This window comes from Pseudomonas sp. KUIN-1 (assembly GCF_009176725.1).
Lineage (GTDB): Bacteria > Pseudomonadota > Gammaproteobacteria > Pseudomonadales > Pseudomonadaceae > Aquipseudomonas > Aquipseudomonas fragariae.
The window spans coordinates 2,064,204-2,087,126 of record NZ_AP020337.1 but is presented as its reverse complement, the minus strand read 5'-3'; the positions used below and the strand labels follow the sequence as shown (position 1 = coordinate 2,087,126).

Genomic DNA, 22,923 nt, shown 5'->3' with positions numbered 1-22,923 from the left:
AAGCGTCGGGCAGACAGGGAACATCATGCAGAAAACGATTTCCAAGCCCTACCTCCCGGATGAAACCCGTCAATCATGAAAAACACCCTGAAAAAACTGCTTCTCGCTGTTGCGTGTCTGGCGACGGCTCCTGCGTTCGCTGCGTGTCAGATGACGCCGGCGGAGTACGACATGCCTTCGCAACGTCTGGACGAGGCCTTGCAGCAGTTGGCCCATCGATCCGGCTGCCCGGTGACGGTCGACCTGGGCGCGGACAGCAGCAGAAAGGTCAAGAAATTCAAGGGTAGGTTCACCCCTGATCAGGCGTTGTGGCTGGTTTTGAAAAAAAACCGGGCTGGAAGGCTATGTCGAAAATGACGGGCTCACGGTTGACCGTCGCGGCCAGGATTTTGTAAACCAGCGGGCAACAGAGCTACGCACGGCTATCGATGCGGCAGGTACACGGATGGAGGCCAGAAAGAAGAAGCGCTTCCTTCATCAACTGGACACTATCGAGTCCGGAGCTAAGAAAGTGGTCCTTGAACAGAGCTTTGTCAGCGCATCCGAGATGGCGAGTTACAAGCGCGACTTCGACGAACTGTCGAGCCAGATACCGGCCAGCAAGTGATCCGCCGATAATTGCGCTAAAATCTGCCACTTTTGAGCGCAAGGCAGAACGCGCTGTGGATTATCGATGAAAAAAACCACGTTACTCCTATTGGCACTGACCCTGCCTGCGCTTGCCAAGGGCGCGGGCGATGCGGAGGCCGGGAAAGCTGTGTTCACCCGCCTCTGCTCGGGTTGCCACAAGATCGGCCCCTCTGCACGCAGCGCATTTGGCCCGCCCCTCAACGGCATCATTGGTCGTCAGGCGGGGCAACAGGAAGGCTACGTTTACACCGACGCGATGAAGAATTCGGGGCTGGTCTGGACGCGTGAAGCGTTGCGCACCTATATCAAGGACCCGAGCGCCGTTGTACCTGGCACCCGCATGAAGCTGTGGTGGATGGGTAACGATGAGCGAATGGAGGATCTTCTGGAATACCTTGACGCCAACAAGTAGTACGCGGGGTAAAGCGAGGTTCGGATATGAATCGCCCCCGGTACTCACCGAGGGCAATCTGTCAGTTACTTGTCCGGCGTGTAAGGCGGGTAATCGTCCTTGCTGCCTTTATCGGTGGCAGGAGTCTTCGCCGGCTCGGTAGGGTCGATCTGCGGGTCTTCGGTATTCGGTGACTTCTCGTCAAAACCCGGATCATTCTTGTTTCCGTTGCTGCTGCCTGGCTGGGTGCCGGTCATATGCGCCTCCGTTTGTTGAATTCAGGACCTGATATTCAGAGAGCCTCTCAACACAGCCGTGCGATGTGTCTGACGAACGGAACATTGCAAAGAGGCATCTGGCGGCAGTCAAGGGCAAATGGTAGCCTTGCGCCATGTAAGGAGAGAATCATGAAAAGGCTTTCAATCACACTGGCAATGACCGCTTTGCTGGGCAGCGGCGCAGCGTACGGCGAGATCTTCAAATGCACATCACCGCAAGGCAAGGTGAGTTATGCATCGATCCCGTGCGATGAAAACGCGCAAAGCGCATTGCAACGCCAGGGGCCGTCATACATGCGATGGGAAGACGAGCCGCTGGACTACGTTCACAAGACCAACCTCAAGGCTACCGAATACCTGAAGGTCGGCGGTCGCACTCGAGTGCAGGTGATCGAGACCGAGCGCTACAAGGCCTTCCAGAGAAACCGCCCGCCTCCGCCGAACATTCCTTCGCAGTGCCAAAGCCCGCATTACGACAGTCAGTGTTTCGATCCATCGGGTGGAATGTCCTCAAAAAAACAGGCGGCCTCTCGGGATACCGCTCGATAACTTACAGAGCGGTTTTCACATCGGCGCGCACTTCGCTGATCTGAATTTCAGGGATCAGGTCGGTGTAGTTGATGATATCGGCATTGATCTGCTTTGAATGCGGGCCCATGCCGGCTTCAAAGTCTTCAATGGAATCACAGTAAATGTGGCACATGCCTATATACACGGGGGCCGAGCCTGGCGTTGCTCCGCCTATACCCCGGTCCACGCTGTAACCCTTGCAGTACTTGCCCATCAGTTCCTGTACCAGCGGCATGTGTTTATCACGATAGTAATCGTGGTCGAAACGGGCACCCTCTTCATACGCATACAGCACGCTGACTTTGATCATAACGACAGGCTCCTGTTCAAGTGGTCAATAAATTCGTGTGGACAGCGGCTTGCAAGTGCTGACACCAAAGGCCTCCTCCCTCACAATCACGCCGTCTTGCCAGACTATTTCAACAGACAGCCTGGCTATCGAAACGTTTGAGGAAAAACCGCATGAATACACTTGAGTGGAACGAGGCCGCGCTGGCGAAATACCTCGCGACCCATCCGACCCTGAAGGATGAAATCAGCGCCTTGAGCCCCAAGGAGCAACAGCAGCAAGTGCAGTGGGCGTTCGAAGACGAAGCCGAGAGCCAGGGTATCGAGACCTGGGAGCTGGCGCTGGAACTGATTGCCGAGTCGCCCGAACAGTTGCAGAGCATGCGCCTTGAAGCCCATCGCCAGGTCGCCGAAGCGCTGGGGATGGACTGGGAAGAGTATTGCGGATTCAACGATATCCAGCCATGACGCGGAGCGCAGTCGGCGCTGAATCAGCCATTGATCGGCACACTGTTCAGTGACCCGGCAGTCAGCGCTTTACCTGTTCCTTATGGATGAGTAACGTCTGCTCACTTCAATAAAGGAATCACGCCATGAGTGATCTGGTCTCGTACCATCTGGACGACGGTGTCGCCACGCTGACCCTGAACAACGGCAAGGTCAATGCCATTTCCCCGGACGTGATCGTTGCGTTCAACGCCGCACTGGATCAGGCCGAAAAGGATCGGGCCATCGTTATTCTCACCGGCCAGCCGGGCATTCTGTCGGGCGGCTACGACCTCAAGGTCATGACCTCCAGCGCCGAGGCCGCGATCGAGCTGGTCGCACAGGGCTCGACGCTGGCACGGCGCATGCTGTCGCACCCCTTCCCGATCATCGTCGCCTGCCCCGGCCACGCGGTTGCCAAGGGCGCCTTTCTGCTGCTGTCCGCCGATTATCGAATCGGTGTCGCCGGGCCGTTCAGTATCGGCCTGAACGAAGTGCAGATCGGCATGACCATGCACCACGCCGGTATCGAACTGGCGCGCGACCGCCTGCGCAAGTCGGCTTTCAATCGCTCGGTAATCAACGCCGAGATGTTCGACCCTGAAGCAGCGATGGCCGCCGGTTTCCTCGACCGGGTGGTCAGCATCGAAGAGCTGCAAAGCACCGCGCTGGCCGTCGCCGGGCAGTTGAAGAAGATCAATATGAGCGCGCACAAGAAGACCAAACTCAAGGTCAGAAAGGCTTTGCTCGACACGCTGGAGGCCGCGATCGAACAGGATCGACAGCACATGCTGTGATCCCCAACCGAAGCCCGTGCAAACGGGCTTTCGTTTATCGGCGAACTCATACGCATTTGATCAATCTGATCAGCGACCGCGCATGTTTTTGCGCCACTGACAAATTGAAGAAGCGATAGCGCCATGGGCCGAGTTGTTGCAGCAGCGGTGTACAGCAAGGGCAAAAAAGTCCGTGATATCACCCTCGATGAGGGCGCCGCCTGGGCGGCCAAGCCCGATCATTTCGTCTGGATAGGACTGGAGCAGCCCACCAACGCGGAGCTGACCAGCCTCAAGGATCAGTTCAATCTGCATGAGCTGGCCCTTGAAGACGCGCTGGAGGTGCATAGCCGTCCGAAGCTGGAAACCTTCGGTGATGCGCTGTTCATCGTGACTTACGCCCCCGTACGCGACAACGGCAAGCTGCTGTTCATCGAAACCCATATATTCGCCGGCAAGGGCTACGTCATCACCTCGCGCAACGGCCACTCCAAGTCCTACGGACTGGTGCGTCAGCGCTGCGAGGCCAGACCACTGCTGCTGGAGCACGGCGAAGACTTCGTGCTCTACGCGCTTCTGGACTTCGTGACCGAGAACTATCAGCCGGTGACCGAAGCCATCCACGCCGAGCTCGAGCAACTGGAGCAGAGCGTCATTGGTGGTTCGTTGCGCGAGTCCGACATCCAGCACATTCATGCCCTGCGCCGCGACCTGTTACGCATGCGCCGCTACGTGGCACCCATGGTGGAAGTGGGCGAAGAATTGCAGAGACTCAGTTTTCCGTTCATCGACAAGAACATGCGCCCCTACTTTCGCGATGTCGAAATTCACGTCAAGCGGCAGATGGAAGACCTCGGCAACCTGTGTGACATCGCCAGCCAGACGATCGAAATCGGCCTGCTGCTGGAGTCTTCGCGACAAAGCATCGTGCAGCGCAAGTTTGCCGGCTGGGCGGCGATTCTGGCGTTCCCGACGGCCATTGCCGGCATCTACGGCATGAATTTCGAGAACATGCCTGAACTCAAGTGGGAACACGGCTACTTCATCGTGCTGGGTGTCATTCTGGGCGGGTGTACGGCGCTGTTCGCCAGCTTCAAGCGCTCCGGCTGGCTATAACCCCGCCACCGCATTCCCATCCAGACAGTCCGGCCAGCGCATGACGATGCGCCATGCGCCGGGTCAGACGGACTGTTTTTCCGGTTTATGCGCCACGAAGCGCATCATCCACTCCGCCACTGTCGCGCCATGATGGTCGTGATCCAGGCTGGCGACACCCTGCTTGTAAATCTGCTCGCCCAGCGCTTCCTGACGAAGGTCAAGCAAGGTGCGGGAAAAGTCATGGATGAACTCGGGATGCCCCTGGAAACACAGCACCTGATCATTGATATGGTAGGCCGCAAACGGGCAGAACTCGCTGGACGCAAGCACCGTCGCGTTTTCGGGCAGCGCAGTCACCTGATCCTGATGACTGATCAGCAGCGTGAGCTTGTCCATCGCCGGCGTCATCCACGGCCTGGCGGGGGCCAGTTGATAATGGTGAATGCCGACGCCCCACCCTTGCACCGCACGCTCGGTCCTGCCGCCCAGCAGCAACGCCAGCAACTGATGACCGAAACAGATACCCAGCAGTTTTTCGCCGCGCTGATACAGTTCCAGCAGATAGACCTTCAAGGTTTGAATCCAGGGGTCGGTACCAAATGAGTCGGCCTTGCTGCCGGTCACCAGGTAAGCATCGAACTGCTCGTCTGCAGGTGGATAGTCCCCTTGCACCACGTTGTAAACCGTCAGCTCTGCGGCGATGGGCTGGCGAGCGAAGAGTAATTCGAACATCCGCCCATACCCATGATACTGCTCGACCAGTTCAGGTCGCAGATTGTCGGTTTCCAGAATACAGATGCGTAAAGACATAAGAGAGACCCTGAAGCAGTAATGAGGCAGTAGCGCACCGGCAGAGCCTGCCTTGAAGACCTCGGCAAATCAAGCAGCACCCCGGCCCGTTTCAGACGTTTATTCCATGTAGGAAAATTCTGTCCCGGACGAACGGTGCAAAACTGCAGGCCACCGACGAAGCGTCTAGAAAAGGCCTGAGCATTCAGCGCCCCACTCGGTAATAGCTTTCGATTCTAGATAAACACGTTTAGATTCCCAACAGTTCTAAACTATAAGGCACCTCGGCTCTATGGTTATATCTGTAACAGGAGGCGCGCAAAATCCTTTCAGCGCTCGGGCCAGCGGTCGAATGACCGGACCCACCTGTTCAATGCACAACCTTGCCAGCAGTCGATTATCTGTTTTGCAGATCGGGCCTGCTTTTGTCGCTCAGGAATAACAACAAAAGGCGGTCAGCCATGTTCAAGTTCAAACACTCCAAAGTACGTCAGGCGGGATTGATCCTCTTCACCACTGCGCTGTTATTGATCGTGCCTAACCTGAATCGATTGTTTGGTTGATCCACGCGCTTTCGATCAACGTTCATCTGTGCCACTCTTTCCCTTCGCACTGAGGGAGGTTGAATGTATGCGCCAATGGATTGCTGTTTGTGCACTTGTCAGCAGTTTCGCAGCACACGCCGGGATGGTCGATCAGGCTGCAGCCGTGGCGGCGCTTAAGGAAGGCAAACTGGCGATGGATGTGCGTAGCCAGACCGACTATGACGCAGGCACGGTACTGAACGCGGTACGCGTCGATGATCGACGGCTGGTCAATCAGATGAAACAGGTGCTCACCGACCGCAATGCGGTGTTCGTGATTTTCAGCAGCACGGACAGCAAGGCCGACAAGGCCCAGGAAAAGCTCCGGGCTGCCGGCTACTTCAGCGTCATCAATGGCGGCAACTATGAAGAGCTGCACAACGCGCTCTACGACATCACCGACGACCCCGCCGAATGAACAGGGCCGGGCAATTGAGCCCGGCCACTTCATGATGCGCAGACCCGCTGCGGATTACTGATGCTGCGTCTGGACCTGCACGCGGGTTTTCACTTTCGGCATGCCGGTCATGGGCGACACCACGACCTTGGCGTGCATCTGCTCGGATCCGCCGCCGCGCCGCATGCCGCGTACCGGACAGGCGTCCAGATAGTCCAGCCCTACCGCCAGTTTCAAATGACGCTCGGGGATGGCCAACTGATTGGTGACATCAAAACTGTACCAGGCGTCGTCTATCCAGGCCTCGGCCCAGGCGTGGCTGGACAGATGCTCGCTGTCTTCGCTGCACAGATAGCCGGAGACATAACGAGCCGGTACCCCAAGGCTACGGGCACAGGCAAGAAACGCGTGGGTATGGTCCTGACACACGCCCGAGCGTCCGGCGAAGGCCTGCGCGGCACTGGTGTCCACTTCGGTTGCGCCCTGGGTGTAGGTCATGTGCTGGTTGAGCGCCTGCATCAGGTCGATCAACCCCGTGCGGTCAGCGCGCTTGCGGCACTCCATGGCCGCAAAACTGCGAATCGCCTCGTCAGGCTCGGTCAGTCGGGTCACGCGCAAGAACGGCAATGCCGACTGGCTTTCGTGCTCGGCCTCGCGGGTCTCGTCGATTTCAACCTGCCCGCGCGCGCCAATGATGATCGCTTCGTGCGGCTCTTCCAGGCTCAGAACATGCAGGATATTGCCAAAGGGGTCGATCTGCGCGCGCACCGGACGTGGCAACGTCAACTGCCAGCTGAGCACTTGCTGACGTTCACTGTCGTGAGGCGTCAGACGCAGATACTGGATACTCGAGCGCACTTGGTCATCATAGTGATAGGTGGTCTCATGGCTTATCGAAAGTCTCATGCAGCCTCCAGGTACGAAGTGTGAATGGCATCACCCAGTTGAGCCAGCAGCGGAATGAATTCGTTCAACCACTCGTGCAGGCCTTCAGCCAGAATCTCGTCGATGCTGGTGTAGCGCAATCTCGCGTCCATCTCGGCCGCCATGCGCTGCGCAGGTCGACCGTTGACGCCGGGCAGGCTGGCCAGAATGACGTCCATCTCCTCCAGACACGCGCGTAGCGAACGCGGAATGTCGGCACGCAGCAGCAACAGTTCGGCAACCTGACGCGCGCCTGGCGCGTCCCGATAGACTTCAGTGTAAGCCTCGAACGAAGACAGTGCGCGCAACAAGGCACTCCACTGGTAATAACCGGCCGCCGAGTTGTCTGCTGCAGCATTGGCCTGTGGCCCGCGCAATTCAAGCATTTCATAGCGGGCATCGAGCATGCGCATGGTGTTGTCGGCGCGCTCGATGAACGTACCCAGACGGATGAAGCGGAACGCATCGTTACGCATGATGGTGCCGTAGGTCGCGCCACGGAACAGGTGCGAACGCTCCTTGACCCATTCGCAGAAACGGCTCATGCCGTAGCGGGTCAGCCCCTGCTGGGCGATGCCGCGAATCTCCAGCCAGGTGGAGTTGATGTTCTCCCACATGTCTGCGGTGATGCGGCCGCGCACGGCATGCGCACTGACCCTTGCTGCGCCCAGGCAGCTGTAGATGCTGGCCGGGTTGGTAGCGTCCAGAGCAAAGAAATGCAGCATGCGCTCGGCATGCAGCTCGCCGTGACGCTCGATATAGGTTTCCAGCGTTCCGGTGATCAGCAACGGCATGGCTATTTCATCCAGTCCGTCGCCCCGCCCGTCCTGTGGCATCAGCGACAGCGAATAGCTCACGTCCAGCATACGGGCGAGGTTCTCCGCTCGCTCCAGGTAACGCGACATCCAGAAAAGATCAGAGGCAGTTCTACTTAACATTGGCAGGCATCCTTAATCCTCGACCACCCAGGTGTCTTTGGTTCCGCCACCCTGTGACGAATTGACCACCAGTGAGCCTTCACGCAAGGCCACTCGGGTAAGCCCGCCAGGCACAACGCGGGTTTCACGACCGGACAGAACAAACGGGCGCAAATCGATATGTCGCGGGGCGATGCCGTTCTCGACAAAGGTCGGACAGGTCGACAGGCACAAGGTGGGTTGGGCGATGTACGCATGCGGCTTGGCCTTGAGGCGCGCCCGGAAGGCTTCGATCTCGGCGGCGGTCGCTGCGGGGCCGACCAGCATGCCGTAGCCGCCGGAGCCTTGGGTTTCCTTGACGACCAGGTCGCCCAGGTTGGCCAGCACATGCGACAGCTCTTCGGGCTTGCGGCACTGCCAGGTCGGCACGTTCTTGAGAATCGGCTCTTCGTCCAGATAGAAGCGAATCATATCGGTGACGTAGGGATAAACCGACTTGTCATCCGCAACGCCGGTACCAATCGCATTGGCCAGCACCACGTTGCCGGATCGATAGGCAGACAGCAGCCCCGGGACGCCCAGCATCGAGTCAGGGTTGAAGGCCAGCGGATCGAGGAATGCGTCATCGAGACGACGATAGATCACGTCAACGGCTTTCGGGCCATCAGTGGTGCGCATGAACACGCGGTCATCGCGGACAAACAGATCAGCACCTTCCACCAGTTCGACGCCCATCTCGCGAGCCAGAAATGCATGCTCGAAAAAGGCGCTGTTGAAGCGGCCAGGCGTCAGCACCACGACACTCGGGTTGTCCAGATGGCTGGAACTCTTGAGCGTGTCGAGCAACAGATTCGGGTAGTGGTCGATCGGCGCAATGCGCTGCGCGGAAAACAGCTCCGGGAACAGGCGCATCATCATCTTGCGGTCTTCGAGCATGTAGCTCACGCCGCTCGGGGTGCGCAGGTTGTCTTCCAGCACGTAATAGGTGCCGTCACCGTCGCGCACCAGATCGACGCCGGAAATATGCGAGTACAGATCGCGGTGCAGGTTCAGGCCCTGCATTGCCAGCTGATACTGCTCGTTGGCCAGCACCTGTTCGGCGGGAATTATCCCGGCCTTGATAATCCGCTGGTCGTGATACAGATCCGCCAGAAACATGTTCAGCGCCTTGACGCGCTGAATGCAGCCACGCTCGACAACCCGCCATTCGCTGGCCGGGATGCTGCGCGGGATGGTATCGAAAGGGATAAGCCGCTCGGTGCCCTGCTCATCACCATAGAGTGTGAACGTGATCCCGGCACGGTGAAACAGCAGATCAGCTTCGCGCCTGCGTTGAGCCAAAAGCTCGGGAGGTGTATCACCCAGCCAGCGGGCGAACTCCCGATAGTGCGGACGGACTACGCCGCCCGCATCGTACATCTCGTCATAAAAGGTGCGGATCATGCCGTACTCCTTGTCACCATGGACACCAAGACCATCGCAAAGCCCGTGCCACCGGCATAAACGCTTTGATTTCAAAAGGTTAGGTAAACACTCTACGTTCCACGCACCATTCCTGTGCACTAAACGCCCAAGCCAATTCTTTCGCGCTTCATTCGGAGGCGTCATTCAACCGTGAAATCTATGATCAGCATAGTCAGAGTTGATTTCCGCCAACGACATTAGTTCTCCACACTCCATATCAACCGAGCAAACAGGGCACCAAACGCCGCTTTTGCCGCAACCGATATTTTGTCCAGCAGGCGAGAAATGCCTGCGGATTTTAAACAGACTTCCCTTTGCGCCACTCGTTTGAGTGGCTTTTTTTTGATCAATGTTTATGAACGAGGCGCTAAAACAGAACCGGCCGATCCGGGACGTGTCCCGAATCAGCCGGTGGTGTATTGCCTGACAATCCGCAGCCATCAAGCGTGCAGTCTTCTGATCTCCTGAGTAACGCCCCATCCCTCGACTTCGCCGTCCATAGGTGAAATGACCGTCTGGAAGTCCTGCTCGAAGTCACCAATGCCGTGATAAGTCGCGTACATGACCTTGCTCAATTGCAGGTGCCAATGGCCGTCATCACGTACGTTTACCTGAGTGTTGAGGGATTCGCCGCGAAATTGCTCTGCGGCCTGCCGTGCCCGCTCCTCGTCCGGGAAGATGGCGTAGAACTCGATGGGATAGATTCGTGCGAAGTCAAAACCGCCTTCTTTCATGCGGCGCAGTACATTACTGCTGATGTCCTCTTGATAGGCTGTGCTCATGAAACGTCCTCCTATGCAACGATAGATAGAGTTTCAACTCTTCCAGAGCGACCGCCGAGTCTTCGGAGGTCGCCTCACGACAGATAATCCGGCGCGGGGAAACAAGCATGTAGCTGACCGGACCAGGCTTGGCGCCGGTCGGGTATCGAGATGTCAGAGGCTGCCTGAACAGCCTCATCTGCAGAGTAGCCCTATCGTGGGCCGGATGCCAAGTGGTTGCCACGAAAAGGTTTTTGATCAGCGCAGATCAGGCGACTTCTGTAATGGAAACGATCTGCACACTGTTATGGTCCTTGAGCGTCTTCACGGTAGGTTCCTCAGTGCGCCCATCAAGATCATTCAGATCCAGCTCGTCGGTGACCGGGTAAAGGTCCTTGCGCAGGAAACGCGCGGCCTCCTCCTCACTGGGACGCTGATCAAAACCAGCCTCGCGGCGTTGCTGCACACCATCCTTGTCCAGATACACAATGGCCCACTGTTTCATCAATGCCTCCCGTACGAAGCCAGGCACTCTGGCTTATGTGATCTGGACCTTTTGGCCCGCGTATTCGTTCAACCGATTACGCCGCCGGGCCAGCCATGCCGGGCAAAAAAAAAGACCCTCGCAGTCAATGCCGAGGGCCTTCGTCGCTTGACTGATCCGACTCGCCGGTCAGCCGGACGAGTCAGTTGTCATCAGTTGCGGTTCTTGCTGGCTTCTACACCTGCCGTGTTGTCCAGAAGGCTCTTGGTGGCCGTCTGCAGGAAGCTTTCCAGCTTGCGCTTGAGCTCCTGCGTGTCGGGCGCATCAGGCACTTCTTCGGCATGCGGCTTGGCGCCAAGGGTGTAGGTCAACAGCTTGGCAGGCATCTCGGTCGGTTCGATCAGGATACGGTTGCCGCTGATGATAGCGACCACCTGCTCACTGCCCGACGGCTTGATCACGCCGAAGCCCTTGTCACCCTCAGGCAGGTTCAGCAGATCGCGGCCCCAGCACTGGTTGCGGTTCAGACCACCCAGACGGCCCATGATGGTCGGCACGACGTCGACCTGCGTACCCACGATGCTGCTGCGCTGGCCGAACTTCTCCTGCACACCAGGGCCGATCAGCAGCAGAGGCACGTTGAAACGGCCCAGGTCCATTTCGGTCAGTTGCTTGTCGTTACCGAAACCATGGTCACCCAGCACCACGAACAACGTGTTCTTGTAGTAAGGCTCTTTTTTGGCCTTCTCGAAGAACTGGCCCAGCGCCCAGTCGGCATAACGCATGGCGGTCAAATGCTCGTCCAGCGAGCCGTGTCCGGTGACGCGCTCGACCGGCAGAGGATCCGGCAGCGCATACGGCGTGTGGTTGGACAGGGTCTGCAGCAACGCATAGAACGGCTTGCCGTCCTGACGCGCCTTGAGCTCCTGCGCGCCACGGTCGAACATGTCTTGGTCGGAAACACCCCAGGTCGGATCGGAGAACACCGGGTTGACGAAGTCTTCACGGCCGACGAAGTTGGTCATGCCCTGGTTGCTGAAGAAACCCGACTGGTTGTCCCAGGCAAAGTTGCCGTTATAGACGTAGACGTCATCGTAGTTGCGGCCCGTGCTCAGCAATTGCGGCAGACCCGACAGCTTGTGGCTGCCTTCCGGCGTCTGCATCAGGTACTCGAAGCCCGGCAGGTTCGGGAAGCACGCCATGGTGGCGAACATGCCCTGGTGGGTGTGGGTACCGTTGGAGAAGAAGTGATCGAACAACAGGCCTTCCTTGGACAACTTGTCGAAGTACGGCGTGATGTTGGCATCGTTGCCCAGCGCGCCCACCGAGTGACCGGCGAAGCTTTCCATCAGGATCACGACCACATTGCGGATCGGCAAGGTGTTCTCTGCCGGTGGCGTGAAGTCACGACGCACAGCCGCAATATCCGGCTCGACCAGCTTGTCGTTCGGGGTCAGCAGCATGTCGCGCACGGTCTGCTGGGCCTCGTTCTGTGGCAGCGTGGCTTTCCAGATGTTGTCGCGATCTTCGGACATACGGCTCTTGGCCGCAGTGATCAGCGTCAGTGTGCCGTTGAGGCCCAACTGGTTGGCGAAATTGGAATCAGTGGTGTAAGCGTCGCCCCAGCGCAGCGGCGGGCCCTGGCGCAAAGTGCCACGGATGCAGACCACCATGACCAGCAACACCAGCACGAATACGCCGGCGCGCACATACCACGGCGCAACGGAGCGAGTGGCTTGCGGACCGGTTTTTGCAGCGACACGTGGACGGGTTGCACGGTCAATGCCCTTGAACACCAGGCTCAGCAGCCAGGTCACCACGGCCCATGCCAGCAGGTAGCGGACCACCGGGAAACCGTACCAGAGCATACTCAGAACAGTCTTCGGGTCTTCCTTGACGTATTGAAACACCAGGCCGTTCAGGCGCTGGTGAAACTCACGGTAGAAGTCCATTTCCATCAAGCCGAAGAACAGCGTGATGCTGCCGACCAGGGTCAGCCAGAAACGGAAGAACCCGCGGGCCGCCATGGCGCGTGCGCTGAACAGCGACAGCACCAGCGGAATCAACAGGTACATGGTCAGGCGCAGGTCGAAGCGCGTGCCGTTGAACAGTGCTTCAAGGAACGTCGAGGCAGGCGTGTCGCCAATCATCTCGCGGTTGTAGACCAGCAGACCGATACGCAACAGCGTGTACATCACCATCAGGGCGAAGCCGCTGAGCAGGATGTACGCCAGATGCGATTTGACAGTGGGGTTTTGCAGGCGGGCTTGCCGATGAATCTGGGCGTCCGTTTTGGCCATGGTTGTCAGGATCCGGTGGATTCAGGGGTAGGTTCAGAGTGCAGCGCCGCCCTCCTCTTGAGGGAGACGGCGCGCGACAGGGCGCAGATATTACTTGATTGCGGGTCGCCAGGGGCCAGGTCGGCCCATGAAGACGCGTGCCTGTTCAGCTTCGCGCGCAATTTTGTGACAGATCGTGTGAAATTTCTGTCGCGAATTAAGCGCTTATAAAGCCTCACAGGCCACGCTCGAGAAAATCCGGCTCGAGGAGCCGGACCGACTCATCAGTCGTTGCTGGCCTTGCCCACGGCCTGCAGAACGTACTGTGGCAAGGCGAATGCGCCGATGTGGACTTCCGGATTGTAATAACGCGTAACAATACCGCTGCCCGAGAAACGCTGACGCAGGGTTTCCAGCGGCAGTTTGCGATAGCTCTTGTCGGTCGAACCCCAGGCGAAAGTCATTGCGCCGCCGATGTAGGTCGGGATCGCTGCGTGATAGAAATGCCAGTCGGCAAACAGACCGTTCATGCGCCCGGCCGTGGTCTGCACACCGCTCAACTGCATGAAAGGCGTGCCGTTCTGGGTGACCAGAATGCCGCCTTCATTGAGGCAGCGATGGCAGGCCTGATAAAAGTTTTCCGAGAACAGGACTTCACCCGGGCCGATCGGATCGGTGGAGTCGGAGATGATCACGTCGAACTTCTCTTCGGTGGTCGCGACGAAGCGCATGCCGTCGTCGATCACCAGGTTCAGACGCGAATCGTCGAAGGCACCGCTGGAATGATTGGGCAGATATTCCTTGCACATCTCGACCACGGTCGCATCGATCTCGACCATGGTGATGTGTTCGACGCTCATGTGCTTGGCGACTTCACGCAACATACCGCCGTCGCCACCGCCGATGATCAGTACGCGCTTGGCTGCACCGTGCGCCAGAATCGGCACATGGGTGAGCATTTCGTGGTAGATGAATTCGTCCGCTTCGGTGGTCTGAATGACGCCGTCCAGCGCCATGACACGGCCCATGCGCGGGTTCTGGAAGATCACCAGGTGCTGGTGATCGGTACGTACTTCGTGAAGCATTTTTTCCATACGAAAGCGTTGGCCGTAGCCTTCGTATAACGTTTCCTGATAATCGCTCATGGGTAAGCTCCCGCTGGGTACTGATGACAGGACGGCCGACCGCCCACAACAAAGGCGCGCATTCTACGTCGAGGAACATGACAGGTCGAACCTCTATGCAGCCTGGCGTGGCATTGCCGCTGCAAATGCCCGACGCATGAAACGAAAAACGCCTGATTACCCAGGGTAATCAAGCGTTATTTGCCCAGCGTGTGGACGTATCACATGCGTACGTTGCCACGCGGCCCGAGGATAGCCCAGATGATCAGGCCCACCACGGGAAGCAGTACGATCAGCAATACCCAAAGGATTTTCTTGCCCGTCTCGGCACCGCTTTTCAAGACGTTGATGATGGCCCAGATATCGAGCGCCAGAATGATCAAGCCGACCAGGCCGTTGAAGCTAGAACCCATGGTGTTGCCCCTAAATTGAATGCTTACCCTCCTAGGATAGTCGCGCCGTTCGGGGGTTCCGTTGAACCAACCTTATATTCTCGGGCTCCCAGACGGGGTCGACTTCATATTTCAGTCACCATTGCTTCTCCCCCTTTACAAAGGTAGCCCTATCAATGCCTACGCCCGCATCATCCCGAACGCCCTGGGCGGCCTGGTTAAACCAGCTTCAGGGCAGCCCGCTGGTAAGCCTGGGCTTCGCCTTGGCCCTGCTGATCGTCGTCGGCCTCGGCGGCATCAGTCTTTACAACGCCTTCTATGGCACCAGTCAGGTCAACTTCAATCACGCCCTGCTGGGCGGTATCGCGGGTTTTCTGGCGACGGCGCTAGGCGCAGTGATGGCGGTTGCCCTGCGCAACGTCTCGCAACGCGCTCAGGACATCATGCTCGGGTTCGCTGCGGGGATGATGCTGGCGGCCAGTTCGTTCTCGCTGATTCTTCCAGGCCTGGAAGCCGCCCGGGACATTACCGACAGCGGGCCGTGGGCAGCTGCGACAGTTGTCGCCGGCCTGGGGCTGGGGGTGCTGCTGATGCTGGGGCTGGACAGGTTCACCCCGCACGAACATGAAAGCGTAGGCCGCCAGGGGCCTCATTCGGATCGAATCAGTCGGGTCTGGCTGTTCGTGCTGGCGATCACCCTGCATAACCTGCCCGAGGGCATGGCGATTGGCGTCAGTTTCGCCAGCGGCGACATGAACGTCGGCCTGCCGTTGACCACGGCCATCGCCATTCAGGACATTCCCGAAGGTCTGGCCATTGCGCTGGCCCTGCGCGCGACCGGCCTGTCGGCCTTCAAGGCGATGCTGGTGGCCATCGGTTCCGGCCTCATGGAGCCGCTGGGCTCACTGGTGGGCCTGGGCATCTCCAGCGGCTTTGCCATCGCCTACCCGTTGAGCATGGGGCTGGCGGCAGGCGCGATGATCTTCGTGGTCTCTCATGAAGTCATCCCGGAAACCCACCGCAATGGCCATCAGACCTCGGCAACCCTGGGCCTGATGGGCGGCTTTGCGGTGATGATGTTTCTCGATACGGCGCTGGGTTAACCGCGCAAGGCTTGCAGTGCAGGTGCGGCATGGATGCCGGCCGTTGCTGCCAGCTCGACTACGCGTGCTTCGTCACGGCCATACACCAGCACCGCTTGCAACTCGTCATCCAGTGGCTGGCTGAAGTTCATCAGCACATAGCCGCCCATCTCCTTGTTCATGCTGCTCAACTGAATCTGAATGCGATTGAGCGCGACCAGCGGCTCTACCTTGGCCAGTTGCCTGGGCTTGATGTTGAAGGTCACGTCCTTGCCAAACGACTGCACGATCTGCTCGAACAGGTCCATGTAGCTGTCGGCCTGGAACAGTACGGTTTCCGGCAGGCTGCCCACCACGACCCACTCGCCCAGCGGGATCGGGAATGTATCGTCGTAGTTGATATCAGGGTTGGCCGCCAGAAATGCCTGCGGATCGGCATACGCCTGCGCGGCTTCATCGGCGATATGCACGATCTCATCGTCGCCCATGCAGCCGGAGCTGACTTTGCTGATTAATTCGACCAGTGAGTCTTTCATGGGGGCGATCCTGATAGCGGGCAAAAAAAGAGGCGCGAAGGATAACGGTAAATCCATCGCGCCTCTATGTGTTCATGCCTTGCGGTCAATGCACTCGCCGTCAGGACCGGGCTGGCTGCACGCCCATTTTGCTCAACTGCTCGATGGTGACGGTCGCGCCCATTGCCTGAGCGGCGCCCAGTGCAGTGATGCCCTTGGCATCGGTGGCATGCGGGTCCGCGCCCTGACTGATCAGGTAATCGACTATCTCGTTGCGGTTGAACATCGCGGCCATCATCAATGCGGTACGGCCATCAGCAGAGGCACCGTCTATATCGGCACCCGCCTCGACCAGCAACCTGACCACTGCCAGATCGCCCTTGAACGCTGCGCCGGCGATGGGGCTTTGGCCATTATCGTTGCGGATTTCAGGATCAGCCTTGTGGTTCAGCAGCACACGGACCGCATCCGCATGGCAGTGATAGCTGGCCAGCATCAGCAGCGTATCGCCCTTGTGGTTGCGCAGATCTGCCGGCAGGCCCTTTTCAAGCAGACGCTCGAGCATGACGGCATTCCCCTGGCGAGCCACATCGAATACCTGCTCGGCGAACTCGGCAGCTTCTTCTTCAGTCATGGTTTTCGAAGCGCTGATATCTGTATCGGTCATTAACTACTCCTTGGCGCACGGTACTCCGGGTATGCGTTGACCCGGCATCGATAAACACACTGACCTCAAGTCTCGCCAGCTGTTCGATTGGCATCGATCCCCATGCGCAATGCCTGCTCATGATCGCCGCAATGCATGCAATCGCCCTTCTGCCCGATGCCCATCGTGCAAGAAACGGCAAAATGCAGGGCGCACGACGGGTGTTCATGCAAAATGCACGAAGCCTGAAAACAAGAGATATTTCAAGTTATTGATTTTAAAGGATTAAATTTCAAGGAAAGTCTGGCACAGACACTGCAATAGTACTTGCAAGCTTGTTATCCCATGAGCAATGGAGCCGCCTCACATGACTTTTATTCAAGAAAAATTCGCTTCCGTATTCTCCGACTACACCGTCACCACTCAACCGCGTCCCGATGGTGGTGTTCTGTTGTCACTGCGTACCCAGGATGGTAAGCAGATCCGTCGCTCAGTCTCTTATGCTCAGTTGCACACTCCGGTTCAACTGGAATGGGTAATCAGTGCCATCCGCCGTGACCTGGCTGCACAAGCCAGCGAGTTGCCAGCCATCTCGATGCTGCAAAGCCAGCACCGTTTTGATCTGCCGACGTATCACACACGTTGATTTGCCCGCCACCCTCTTGGGTGGCACCCGCTGTACGCTCTCTCATCCCTTGTTTGCCGCGATTACACCTTGTTCTCGCGGCTTTTTTTTGCCTGCGTTTTGTCCGCCGACTATCTGATAAGGCCACGACACAGTGCTTCGCCCACCGCTTGTGCCCTGTTGGCAACGCCGAGCTTGGAGTAGATGGTCTTGAGGTGATACTTCACCGTCGACTCCGACACGTCGCGGATCATCGAGATCTCCCAGGCCGTCTTCCCGTCTCTGGCCCACTGCAAGACTTCCAGCTCACGATGGGTCAGACCGCGCGAACAGAACTTCAGACCCCGCGCGACACTGTGCAGCACCGGCATGAGACTGCTCATGAGGTACTTTTGTTCAGCGCTGATGGGCCGCGCCACTTCGCCCAGGCTACACACCGATGTCACGCTGTCGGCACCGCGGCAATGATTGGTGTAGCCGTAGGAGATGGCCGGAAGCAGTTCACAGGCATCGACCAGCTCGTCATAAAAGGCGGATACCGGGTATTGCCTGAACGCATCCTGCCAGTTAAGGAAGCCCAGTTGATTGCGATAACAACGGATTACCGGGTCCTGCATGATCAGATCGTGCTGACGGTAGGCATCGCCCCACGCTTCGTCGACGTTGGAGGTGATGAACGTCAGCAACAGCGGCCCCTTGAACTGAAAGAACATCGCGCGCTCGCTGTTGCATTCGCGCCGTAACCACTCGAGTGCATTTTCGATGGCGGTCTGCCCATCGAGCTCGGTAATCGTGCTCACCATCTGCTGTATCAATAAGTCCCTGGTTGCGCTTTCTGTCATGGCACTGCACATCGCTGCCGCTCCTTGTTCGCCCGTGAATCGGTACAGGTGTTGTCCGTGACCCCGTTGGCGATGGCGCAGAACTTACACGAATAATCACGTTGAAAAACGGCGAACAGAACAAACAGATTCAACGCACTTTCAACCCGGCAACAGCTCACCAGAAAGCAGGAAAAGTCCTACAGACGTAGTGCGTGAGCCTTGCGGCAGGCAGTTTTCAATGCAGCGGCATCAGGACGATGCCGCGCACAGCAGGCGGGAGTCTTCTAGAAAGCGGCTGGGTCGATAAGCGCAAAACTGGTCACATACCGGTGCCCGGCAAGTGCCCCGCCATCACGCGCAAGACCACAGGTGGCCATGCCGGCGGCCTGTGCGGCATCGAGTTCTTCGACGATATCCGACAGGAACAGAATGTCCCCGGCAGGACAGTCCATTGCCTGGGCAATCGTCCGGTAGGACTGCGCTTCGCGCTTGGGGCCGGAGGTCGTATCGAAGTAACCGCTGAACAGGCCGGACAGATCGCCCGCCTCGGAACAGCCGAAAATCAATTGCTGAGCCTGAATAGAGCCCGAGGAATAAACGTAAAGCCGGTAGCCCTGTTGATGCCAGTGTTTCAAGGCATCGACAGCATCCGGATAAACATGCCCCTTTAGCTGTCCGGCGTTGTAACCCTGCTCCCAGACCATCCCCTGCAGGGCCTTGAGCGGTGTGGCTTTGCGGTCCTCGGCGATCCATTCCAGCAGGAGTGCAATGACGCGCTCGACATCGGCGTCCGGCTCACCGGCCAGGTCGCGCACCGCCTGCAACTGCTGCGCCACGGCCGGTTGCTCGGCATGTTCGCGAACGAATGCGGGCAGGTGCTTTCTGGCGAACGGAAACAGCACGTCGAAAACGAAACTCACTGCACTGGTGGTGCCTTCGATATCCGTGAGGATAGCTTTGATGGGCATCAGAATCGGGCTCCTGTCAGTCTTCCAGCCGTGGAAAACGGCCGGCAATGTCTTCACCGGTAAAATTGGCCACCCAGCCTTCCGGGTTGTTGAACAGGCGGATGGCCACGAAGTGCGGGTTTTCGCCCATATCGAACCAGTGCCGCGTGCCGGCCGGTACGGAAATCAGGTCGTTCTTTTCGCACAGCACGGCGTACACATAGTCGTCGATGTGCAAGGTGAACAAGCCCCGCCCGGCGACGAAAAAGCGTACTTCGTCTTCGCCGTGGCGGTGCTCTTCAAGAAACCTGGCGCGCAATTCGGCTTTTTGCGGGTGATCGCTGTTGAGACTGATGACGTCCACGGTGACATAACCGCGTTCGGTCATCAGCGTGTCGATCTGCGTGCGATAGGCGCTGATCACCTCTTCCTGACTGGCACCGGGAGTGATCGGCGTCGCGGCTTCCCAACGGTCGAACGCCACGCCGTGCTCGGCCAGTGTCGACGCGATGTCTTCCAGATGGGTCAGCACCTTGTTGGGCATATCAGGGCTTGAAACGTGATAAACGGACAGGCTGCTCATGCGTGAATCCTCGGTTTGGTGCAACGCCTTCCGGCTTTTACAGGCCGGTCAGGCTTACAGACTGGTTTGGCAAGACGTTGTCAGCGGTTCATTACCGCGCGCATTTTCAGTTCGCATTCGAACAGGAACTCGAACGCTTCGATCTGGCGCAAGGCGTCGCTCATTTTAGCCCCCCAGGTGTAGAGGCCATGACCGCGGATCAGGTAGCCGGCGCACTCGGGATGGGTGTCCAGCCAAGGCTGCACCTTTGCCGCGAGACGGGCAATGTCCTGATCGTTGTCGAAAATCGGTACCACGACCTGCGACTCGTGAGTGACCACGCCGCTAAAGGCCTTCTGCAGTTCGTAATCCTCGAACACCAGATGATCGGCCGTGGTCAGCCTCGACAACACGGTCGCGTTCACCGAATGGGTGTGCAGCACCGCGCCGACTTGCGGCCTGCAGCTGTACAACTGGGTATGCAGCAAGGTTTCGGCAGACGGCTTTTTACCGGGCTCCAGGCTGTTGCCAGCCAGATCGGTGGCCAGCACATCGTCAGGGCCCAACTGGCCCTTGTGCTTGCCGGATACGGTCAACAACGCCTCACTGGCAGAAAGGCGCGCAGAATAATTGCTACTGGTGGCAGGCGACCAGCCACGGCCGTACAGAAAACGCCCGGCCTCGATGATTTCCAGGCTCAATTGTTCGCGGCTCATACACCTTCCTCTTTCTTGGGTGTGACAATCATGACGGCAGCGGCAAAGGCTGCAAGGCTGGCGATGGCAAAGGTCCAGGTCGGCCCCAGCGCGTTCCAGCTGTAACCGGAATACAGAGCGCCCAACGCCCCGCCGACCCCGGACAAGGCAGCATAAAGCGCTTGCCCCTGACCTTGCTGACGCGGACCGAAGCTACTTTGCACGAAATGAATGGCAGCGGCGTGAAAGCTGCCGAACGTGGCGGCGTGCATCACCTGGGCAATCAGCAGCGCGGTGAGGTGATCGGCAAACAGCCCCAGCAGCAGCCAGCGCAGTGCGGCCAGCAGAAAACTGGCGAACAGTACCTGGCGCACGGTGAAGCGCTGCAGAATCCGGCTCATAACCATGAACATCAGCACTTCAGCCACCACGCCGACCGCCCATAGCAGGCCGATCAGGCCGCGGCTGTAACCGAGTTCTTCGAGGTGCAGGGTCAAAAAGGTGTAATACGGCCCATGGCTGAGCACCATCAGCGCGACACTGAGGTAGAACGCCCATACACCGGGGCGCGCCAGTTGCCTGAGAAAACCGCCCGACCCGGCTTCGCGGCTCGACGGTGCGGGATGCGCATTCGGCACCCACCAGCTGCTGATAACGATACCGGACATGATCGTCAGCGCGATATAGGGAAACAGGTCCAGGCTGAACCATTCGAACACCCGCCCCAGCACCACGACGGCCAGAATGAAACCGATCGAGCCCCACAGGCGGATCTGGCTGTAACGCGAGGTCTGGCCTTGCAGGTGTGCGAGGGTGATAACTTCGAACTGCGGCAGGACGGCGTGCCAGAAGAACGCATAGAGCGCCATGACCATTGCCAGCCAGGCATAGCTTTTTTCGACCAGGATCAGCGAAAACGCCAGCAACGTGCAGATGGCACCAGACCGCACAATGGTCAGACGCCAACCGGTGTGATCACCCAGCCACCCCCAGAGATTGGGCGCGACGCAGCGCATCAGCATGGGAATGGCGACCAGCTCGCCGATCCGTGCGCTGGAAAAACCCAGATGGTGCAGGTAAAGGGCCATGAACGGCGCCGACAGGCCCAGCAAGGCGAAATAGCATACGTAGAACCCGGACAGCCGCCAGTAAGGCAGCTGTCCGCCGCCAGGTTGCGCCACGCTAGCAGTCCGCAACCGTGACGGCGTACATTACACCTGCCCCAGCACAGGTGTGTTGACGCTGACGTCGGCGTTCTGACCGCGATGGCGCAGCAGGTGATCGAGCAGAACGATGGCCATCATTGCCTCGGCAATCGGTGTGGCACGGATGCCGACACACGGGTCATGCCGACCTTTGGTGATGACATCGGCGGCGTTGCCATCGACATCGATAGAACGTCCTGGCGTGGTGATGCTGGAGGTCGGCTTGAGCGCCAGATGCGCGATGATCGGCTGGCCGGAGGAAATGCCGCCGAGAATGCCGCCCGCGTGATTGGACAGGAAACCCTGTGGCGTCATCTCGTCACGGTGCTCGGTGCCGCGCTGGGCAACACAGTCGAAACCGGCACCGATTTCCACACCCTTGACCGCGTTGATGCTCATCAGCGCGTGCGCGAGCTCAGCGTCCAGACGATCGAAGATCGGCTCGCCGAGACCCGGCATTACCCCGTCTGCGACCACGGTGATTTTCGCACCGACCGAGTCCTGATCACGTCGCAGCTGGTCCATGTAGGCTTCCAGTTCCGGCACCTTGTCAGGGTCGGGGCAGAAAAACGCGTTGTCTTCTACCGAATCCCAGGTCTTGAACGGGATCTGGATCGGGCCCAGCTGGCTCATGTAGCCGCGAATGACGATGCCCTGGCTTGCCAGATACTTCTTGGCGATGGCCCCCGCAGCCACACGCATGGCGGTTTCCCTTGCCGAACTGCGTCCGCCACCGCGGTAGTCGCGGATGCCGTACTTGTGGTGATAGGTGTAATCGGCGTGGGCCGGGCGGAACAGGTCCTTGATCGCCGAATAGTCCTTGGATTTCTGATCGGTGTTGCGGATCAGCAGGCCTATGGACGCGCCGGTGGTCTTGCCCTCGAAGACACCCGAGAGTATCTCGACCTCATCGGCTTCCTGACGCTGCGTGGTATGGCGGCTGGTGCCCGGCTTGCGCCGGTCCAGGTCGCGCTGCAGGTCTTGCAGGTCCAGCTCCAGCCCCGGCGGGCAGCCGTCGACGATAGCGACCAGCGCCGGGCCGTGGCTTTCGCCGGCGGTGGTGACAGTGAACAGCTTGCCGAAAGTGTTGCCGGACATGCGGGCGCTCCGAAAAATCAGCCAAAAAACCAGATCGTTAAACCAAGCGCGCCAGTATACGCAGGCTCGCGGTTCAGTTCATCCTCGAACCT

27 protein-coding genes and 1 pseudogene are annotated in these 22,923 nt (G+C 58.6%); 9 read left to right on the top strand and 19 right to left on the bottom strand.

The annotated features are described in order from the left end of the window. Nucleotides 1–75 precede the first annotated feature (75 nt). Nucleotides 76–607: pseudogene (locus KUIN1_RS09835) on the top strand (hypothetical protein). Nucleotides 608–673: 66 nt separating this feature from the next. Continuing rightward, complete coding sequence (locus KUIN1_RS09830) at nt 674–1,042, top strand: c-type cytochrome (RefSeq protein WP_003405739.1); 369 nt, start codon at nt 674–676, stop codon at nt 1,040–1,042. A 65-nt stretch (nt 1,043–1,107) separates the two neighbouring features. Here the strand turns inward: KUIN1_RS09830 and KUIN1_RS09825 are convergent, their stop codons facing one another. Further along, on the bottom strand, nt 1,108–1,278 hold the full coding sequence (locus tag KUIN1_RS09825) for a DUF6021 family protein (protein WP_003405741.1): 171 nt from the start codon (nt 1,276–1,278) through the stop codon (nt 1,108–1,110). 150 nt (nt 1,279–1,428) lie between these two features. Here KUIN1_RS09825 and KUIN1_RS09820 point away from each other — a divergent pair, with 150 nt between their 5' ends. Continuing rightward, on the top strand, nt 1,429–1,848 hold the full coding sequence (locus KUIN1_RS09820) for a hypothetical protein (RefSeq protein ID WP_003405745.1): 420 nt from the start codon (nt 1,429–1,431) through the stop codon (nt 1,846–1,848). A 1-nt stretch (nt 1,849) separates the two neighbouring features. Here KUIN1_RS09820 and KUIN1_RS09815 read toward each other — a convergent pair whose 3' ends face one another. Further along, on the bottom strand, nt 1,850–2,179 hold the full coding sequence (locus KUIN1_RS09815; protein WP_024651624.1) for an EthD family reductase: 330 nt from the start codon (nt 2,177–2,179) through the stop codon (nt 1,850–1,852). Nucleotides 2,180–2,331: 152 nt separating this feature from the next. Between KUIN1_RS09815 and KUIN1_RS09810 the strand changes: the two genes are divergently transcribed. The 3 genes from KUIN1_RS09810 to KUIN1_RS09800 all read left to right on the top strand — a co-directional run bounded on the left by KUIN1_RS09810 (nt 2,332) and on the right by KUIN1_RS09800 (nt 4,535). Further along, nucleotides 2,332–2,625 carry a DUF6388 family protein gene (locus KUIN1_RS09810; RefSeq protein ID WP_003396701.1) on the top strand — a complete coding sequence of 98 codons (294 nt, stop codon included), beginning with the start codon at nt 2,332–2,334 and terminating at the stop codon, nt 2,623–2,625. A gap of 125 nt (nt 2,626–2,750) precedes the next feature. Then, complete coding sequence (locus KUIN1_RS09805; RefSeq protein WP_010427065.1) at nt 2,751–3,440, top strand: crotonase/enoyl-CoA hydratase family protein; 690 nt, start codon at nt 2,751–2,753, stop codon at nt 3,438–3,440. Between the two features lie 123 nt (nt 3,441–3,563). After that, nucleotides 3,564–4,535, top strand: a complete 972-nt coding sequence (locus KUIN1_RS09800; RefSeq protein WP_024651623.1) for a magnesium and cobalt transport protein CorA — start codon at nt 3,564–3,566, stop codon at nt 4,533–4,535. 63 nt (nt 4,536–4,598) lie between these two features. Here KUIN1_RS09800 and KUIN1_RS09795 read toward each other — a convergent pair whose 3' ends face one another. Continuing rightward, nucleotides 4,599–5,327 carry an amidotransferase gene (locus KUIN1_RS09795; protein ID WP_011267292.1) on the bottom strand — a complete coding sequence of 243 codons (729 nt, stop codon included), beginning with the start codon at nt 5,325–5,327 and terminating at the stop codon, nt 4,599–4,601. 609 nt (nt 5,328–5,936) lie between these two features. Between KUIN1_RS09795 and KUIN1_RS09790 the strand changes: the two genes are divergently transcribed. Further along, nucleotides 5,937–6,308 carry a rhodanese-like domain-containing protein gene (locus tag KUIN1_RS09790; RefSeq protein ID WP_011267291.1) on the top strand — a complete coding sequence of 124 codons (372 nt, stop codon included), beginning with the start codon at nt 5,937–5,939 and terminating at the stop codon, nt 6,306–6,308. A 54-nt stretch (nt 6,309–6,362) separates the two neighbouring features. Here KUIN1_RS09790 and KUIN1_RS09785 read toward each other — a convergent pair whose 3' ends face one another. The 8 genes from KUIN1_RS09785 to KUIN1_RS09745 all read right to left on the bottom strand — a co-directional run bounded on the left by KUIN1_RS09785 (nt 6,363) and on the right by KUIN1_RS09745 (nt 14,653). Beyond that, complete coding sequence (locus tag KUIN1_RS09785; protein WP_116886305.1) at nt 6,363–7,193, bottom strand: transglutaminase family protein; 831 nt, start codon at nt 7,191–7,193, stop codon at nt 6,363–6,365. Next, on the bottom strand, nt 7,190–8,149 hold the full coding sequence (locus tag KUIN1_RS09780; RefSeq protein ID WP_003405759.1) for an alpha-E domain-containing protein: 960 nt from the start codon (nt 8,147–8,149) through the stop codon (nt 7,190–7,192). The genes KUIN1_RS09785 and KUIN1_RS09780 overlap by 4 nt, the downstream gene beginning before the upstream one ends. Nucleotides 8,150–8,161: 12 nt before the next feature. Then, the gene (locus tag KUIN1_RS09775) at nt 8,162–9,571 is read right to left on the bottom strand and encodes a circularly permuted type 2 ATP-grasp protein (RefSeq protein WP_003371557.1); all 1,410 of its coding nucleotides are present in this window, start codon (nt 9,569–9,571) and stop codon (nt 8,162–8,164) included. A 461-nt stretch (nt 9,572–10,032) separates the two neighbouring features. Beyond that, nucleotides 10,033–10,374 carry a ribonuclease E inhibitor RraB gene (locus KUIN1_RS09765; RefSeq protein WP_003371555.1) on the bottom strand — a complete coding sequence of 114 codons (342 nt, stop codon included), beginning with the start codon at nt 10,372–10,374 and terminating at the stop codon, nt 10,033–10,035. 247 nt (nt 10,375–10,621) lie between these two features. Next, complete coding sequence (locus tag KUIN1_RS09760; protein ID WP_003405762.1) at nt 10,622–10,858, bottom strand: hypothetical protein; 237 nt, start codon at nt 10,856–10,858, stop codon at nt 10,622–10,624. A 191-nt stretch (nt 10,859–11,049) separates the two neighbouring features. Next, the gene (locus KUIN1_RS09755) at nt 11,050–13,137 is read right to left on the bottom strand and encodes an LTA synthase family protein (RefSeq protein WP_058822460.1); all 2,088 of its coding nucleotides are present in this window, start codon (nt 13,135–13,137) and stop codon (nt 11,050–11,052) included. 263 nt (nt 13,138–13,400) lie between these two features. After that, complete coding sequence (gene speE / locus KUIN1_RS09750; RefSeq protein ID WP_003371548.1) at nt 13,401–14,261, bottom strand: polyamine aminopropyltransferase; 861 nt, start codon at nt 14,259–14,261, stop codon at nt 13,401–13,403. 200 nt (nt 14,262–14,461) lie between these two features. Then, nucleotides 14,462–14,653 carry a PLDc N-terminal domain-containing protein gene (locus KUIN1_RS09745; RefSeq protein ID WP_003315122.1) on the bottom strand — a complete coding sequence of 64 codons (192 nt, stop codon included), beginning with the start codon at nt 14,651–14,653 and terminating at the stop codon, nt 14,462–14,464. A 155-nt stretch (nt 14,654–14,808) separates the two neighbouring features. Between KUIN1_RS09745 and KUIN1_RS09740 the strand changes: the two genes are divergently transcribed. Beyond that, nucleotides 14,809–15,735 carry a ZIP family metal transporter gene (locus tag KUIN1_RS09740; protein WP_003405769.1) on the top strand — a complete coding sequence of 309 codons (927 nt, stop codon included), beginning with the start codon at nt 14,809–14,811 and terminating at the stop codon, nt 15,733–15,735. On the opposite strand, the gene KUIN1_RS09735 is transcribed toward KUIN1_RS09740, so the two are convergent. Both KUIN1_RS09735 and KUIN1_RS09730 read right to left on the bottom strand, forming a co-directional pair. Continuing rightward, complete coding sequence (locus KUIN1_RS09735) at nt 15,732–16,250, bottom strand: hypothetical protein (RefSeq protein WP_003405772.1); 519 nt, start codon at nt 16,248–16,250, stop codon at nt 15,732–15,734. The genes KUIN1_RS09740 and KUIN1_RS09735 overlap by 4 nt on opposite strands. Nucleotides 16,251–16,350: 100 nt before the next feature. Further along, nucleotides 16,351–16,896, bottom strand: coding sequence for an ankyrin repeat domain-containing protein (locus tag KUIN1_RS09730; RefSeq protein WP_152091959.1), 546 nt, complete (start codon nt 16,894–16,896; stop codon nt 16,351–16,353). 346 nt (nt 16,897–17,242) lie between these two features. On the opposite strand from KUIN1_RS09730, the gene KUIN1_RS09725 reads away from it, so the two are divergent. Beyond that, nucleotides 17,243–17,521, top strand: a complete 279-nt coding sequence (locus KUIN1_RS09725) for a DUF3509 domain-containing protein (RefSeq protein ID WP_003315128.1) — start codon at nt 17,243–17,245, stop codon at nt 17,519–17,521. A 110-nt stretch (nt 17,522–17,631) separates the two neighbouring features. Here the strand turns inward: KUIN1_RS09725 and KUIN1_RS09720 are convergent, their stop codons facing one another. The 6 genes from KUIN1_RS09720 to aroC all read right to left on the bottom strand — a co-directional run bounded on the left by KUIN1_RS09720 (nt 17,632) and on the right by aroC (nt 22,831). Further along, nucleotides 17,632–18,354: a helix-turn-helix transcriptional regulator gene (locus KUIN1_RS09720; protein ID WP_024640612.1), complete on the bottom strand. Its 723-nt coding sequence runs from the start codon at nt 18,352–18,354 to the stop codon at nt 17,632–17,634. 254 nt (nt 18,355–18,608) lie between these two features. After that, nucleotides 18,609–19,292, bottom strand: coding sequence for an acireductone synthase (mtnC, locus tag KUIN1_RS09715; RefSeq protein ID WP_024640613.1), 684 nt, complete (start codon nt 19,290–19,292; stop codon nt 18,609–18,611). Nucleotides 19,293–19,308: 16 nt separating this feature from the next. Continuing rightward, a complete protein-coding gene (locus KUIN1_RS09710) occupies nt 19,309–19,854 on the bottom strand; it encodes a 1,2-dihydroxy-3-keto-5-methylthiopentene dioxygenase (protein WP_011267284.1) in 546 nt (181 codons plus the stop codon). Nucleotides 19,855–19,934: 80 nt separating this feature from the next. Further along, nucleotides 19,935–20,549 (bottom strand): methylthioribulose 1-phosphate dehydratase, encoded by a 615-nt coding sequence (locus KUIN1_RS09705; protein WP_003405783.1) that lies wholly within the window; start codon nt 20,547–20,549, stop codon nt 19,935–19,937. Continuing rightward, entirely contained in the window at nt 20,546–21,709 is a 1,164-nt protein-coding gene (locus KUIN1_RS09700) for an MFS transporter (RefSeq protein ID WP_058399269.1), read from the bottom strand. Before KUIN1_RS09700 ends, KUIN1_RS09705 begins: the two co-directional genes overlap by 4 nt. 30 nt (nt 21,710–21,739) lie before the next feature. After that, nucleotides 21,740–22,831 (bottom strand): chorismate synthase, encoded by a 1,092-nt coding sequence (gene aroC / locus KUIN1_RS09695; protein ID WP_003405788.1) that lies wholly within the window; start codon nt 22,829–22,831, stop codon nt 21,740–21,742. Nucleotides 22,832–22,923 lie beyond the last annotated feature (92 nt).

Bases quoted from the DNA above. Each gene is read 5' to 3' on its own strand.
- KUIN1_RS09830 (WP_003405739.1), top strand. From the start codon at position 674: ATGAAAAAAACCACGTTACTCCTATTGGCACTGACCCTGCCTGCGCTT.
- KUIN1_RS09825 (WP_003405741.1), bottom strand. From the start codon at position 1,278: ATGACCGGCACCCAGCCAGGCAGCAGCAACGGAAACAAGAATGATCCG.
- KUIN1_RS09820 (WP_003405745.1), top strand. From the start codon at position 1,429: ATGAAAAGGCTTTCAATCACACTGGCAATGACCGCTTTGCTGGGCAGC.
- KUIN1_RS09815 (WP_024651624.1), bottom strand. From the start codon at position 2,179: ATGATCAAAGTCAGCGTGCTGTATGCGTATGAAGAGGGTGCCCGTTTC.
- KUIN1_RS09810 (WP_003396701.1), top strand. From the start codon at position 2,332: ATGAATACACTTGAGTGGAACGAGGCCGCGCTGGCGAAATACCTCGCG.
- KUIN1_RS09805 (WP_010427065.1), top strand. From the start codon at position 2,751: ATGAGTGATCTGGTCTCGTACCATCTGGACGACGGTGTCGCCACGCTG.
- KUIN1_RS09800 (WP_024651623.1), top strand. From the start codon at position 3,564: ATGGGCCGAGTTGTTGCAGCAGCGGTGTACAGCAAGGGCAAAAAAGTC.
- KUIN1_RS09795 (WP_011267292.1), bottom strand. From the start codon at position 5,327: ATGTCTTTACGCATCTGTATTCTGGAAACCGACAATCTGCGACCTGAA.
- KUIN1_RS09790 (WP_011267291.1), top strand. From the start codon at position 5,937: ATGCGCCAATGGATTGCTGTTTGTGCACTTGTCAGCAGTTTCGCAGCA.
- KUIN1_RS09785 (WP_116886305.1), bottom strand. From the start codon at position 7,193: ATGAGACTTTCGATAAGCCATGAGACCACCTATCACTATGATGACCAA.
- KUIN1_RS09780 (WP_003405759.1), bottom strand. From the start codon at position 8,149: ATGTTAAGTAGAACTGCCTCTGATCTTTTCTGGATGTCGCGTTACCTG.
- KUIN1_RS09775 (WP_003371557.1), bottom strand. From the start codon at position 9,571: ATGATCCGCACCTTTTATGACGAGATGTACGATGCGGGCGGCGTAGTC.
- KUIN1_RS09765 (WP_003371555.1), bottom strand. From the start codon at position 10,374: ATGAGCACAGCCTATCAAGAGGACATCAGCAGTAATGTACTGCGCCGC.
- KUIN1_RS09760 (WP_003405762.1), bottom strand. From the start codon at position 10,858: ATGAAACAGTGGGCCATTGTGTATCTGGACAAGGATGGTGTGCAGCAA.
- KUIN1_RS09755 (WP_058822460.1), bottom strand. From the start codon at position 13,137: ATGGCCAAAACGGACGCCCAGATTCATCGGCAAGCCCGCCTGCAAAAC.
- speE (WP_003371548.1), bottom strand. From the start codon at position 14,261: ATGAGCGATTATCAGGAAACGTTATACGAAGGCTACGGCCAACGCTTT.
- KUIN1_RS09745 (WP_003315122.1), bottom strand. From the start codon at position 14,653: ATGGGTTCTAGCTTCAACGGCCTGGTCGGCTTGATCATTCTGGCGCTC.
- KUIN1_RS09740 (WP_003405769.1), top strand. From the start codon at position 14,809: ATGCCTACGCCCGCATCATCCCGAACGCCCTGGGCGGCCTGGTTAAAC.
- KUIN1_RS09735 (WP_003405772.1), bottom strand. From the start codon at position 16,250: ATGAAAGACTCACTGGTCGAATTAATCAGCAAAGTCAGCTCCGGCTGC.
- KUIN1_RS09730 (WP_152091959.1), bottom strand. From the start codon at position 16,896: ATGACCGATACAGATATCAGCGCTTCGAAAACCATGACTGAAGAAGAA.
- KUIN1_RS09725 (WP_003315128.1), top strand. From the start codon at position 17,243: ATGACTTTTATTCAAGAAAAATTCGCTTCCGTATTCTCCGACTACACC.
- KUIN1_RS09720 (WP_024640612.1), bottom strand. From the start codon at position 18,354: ATGTGCAGTGCCATGACAGAAAGCGCAACCAGGGACTTATTGATACAG.
- mtnC (WP_024640613.1), bottom strand. From the start codon at position 19,292: ATGCCCATCAAAGCTATCCTCACGGATATCGAAGGCACCACCAGTGCA.
- KUIN1_RS09710 (WP_011267284.1), bottom strand. From the start codon at position 19,854: ATGAGCAGCCTGTCCGTTTATCACGTTTCAAGCCCTGATATGCCCAAC.
- KUIN1_RS09705 (WP_003405783.1), bottom strand. From the start codon at position 20,549: ATGAGCCGCGAACAATTGAGCCTGGAAATCATCGAGGCCGGGCGTTTT.
- aroC (WP_003405788.1), bottom strand. From the start codon at position 22,831: ATGTCCGGCAACACTTTCGGCAAGCTGTTCACTGTCACCACCGCCGGC.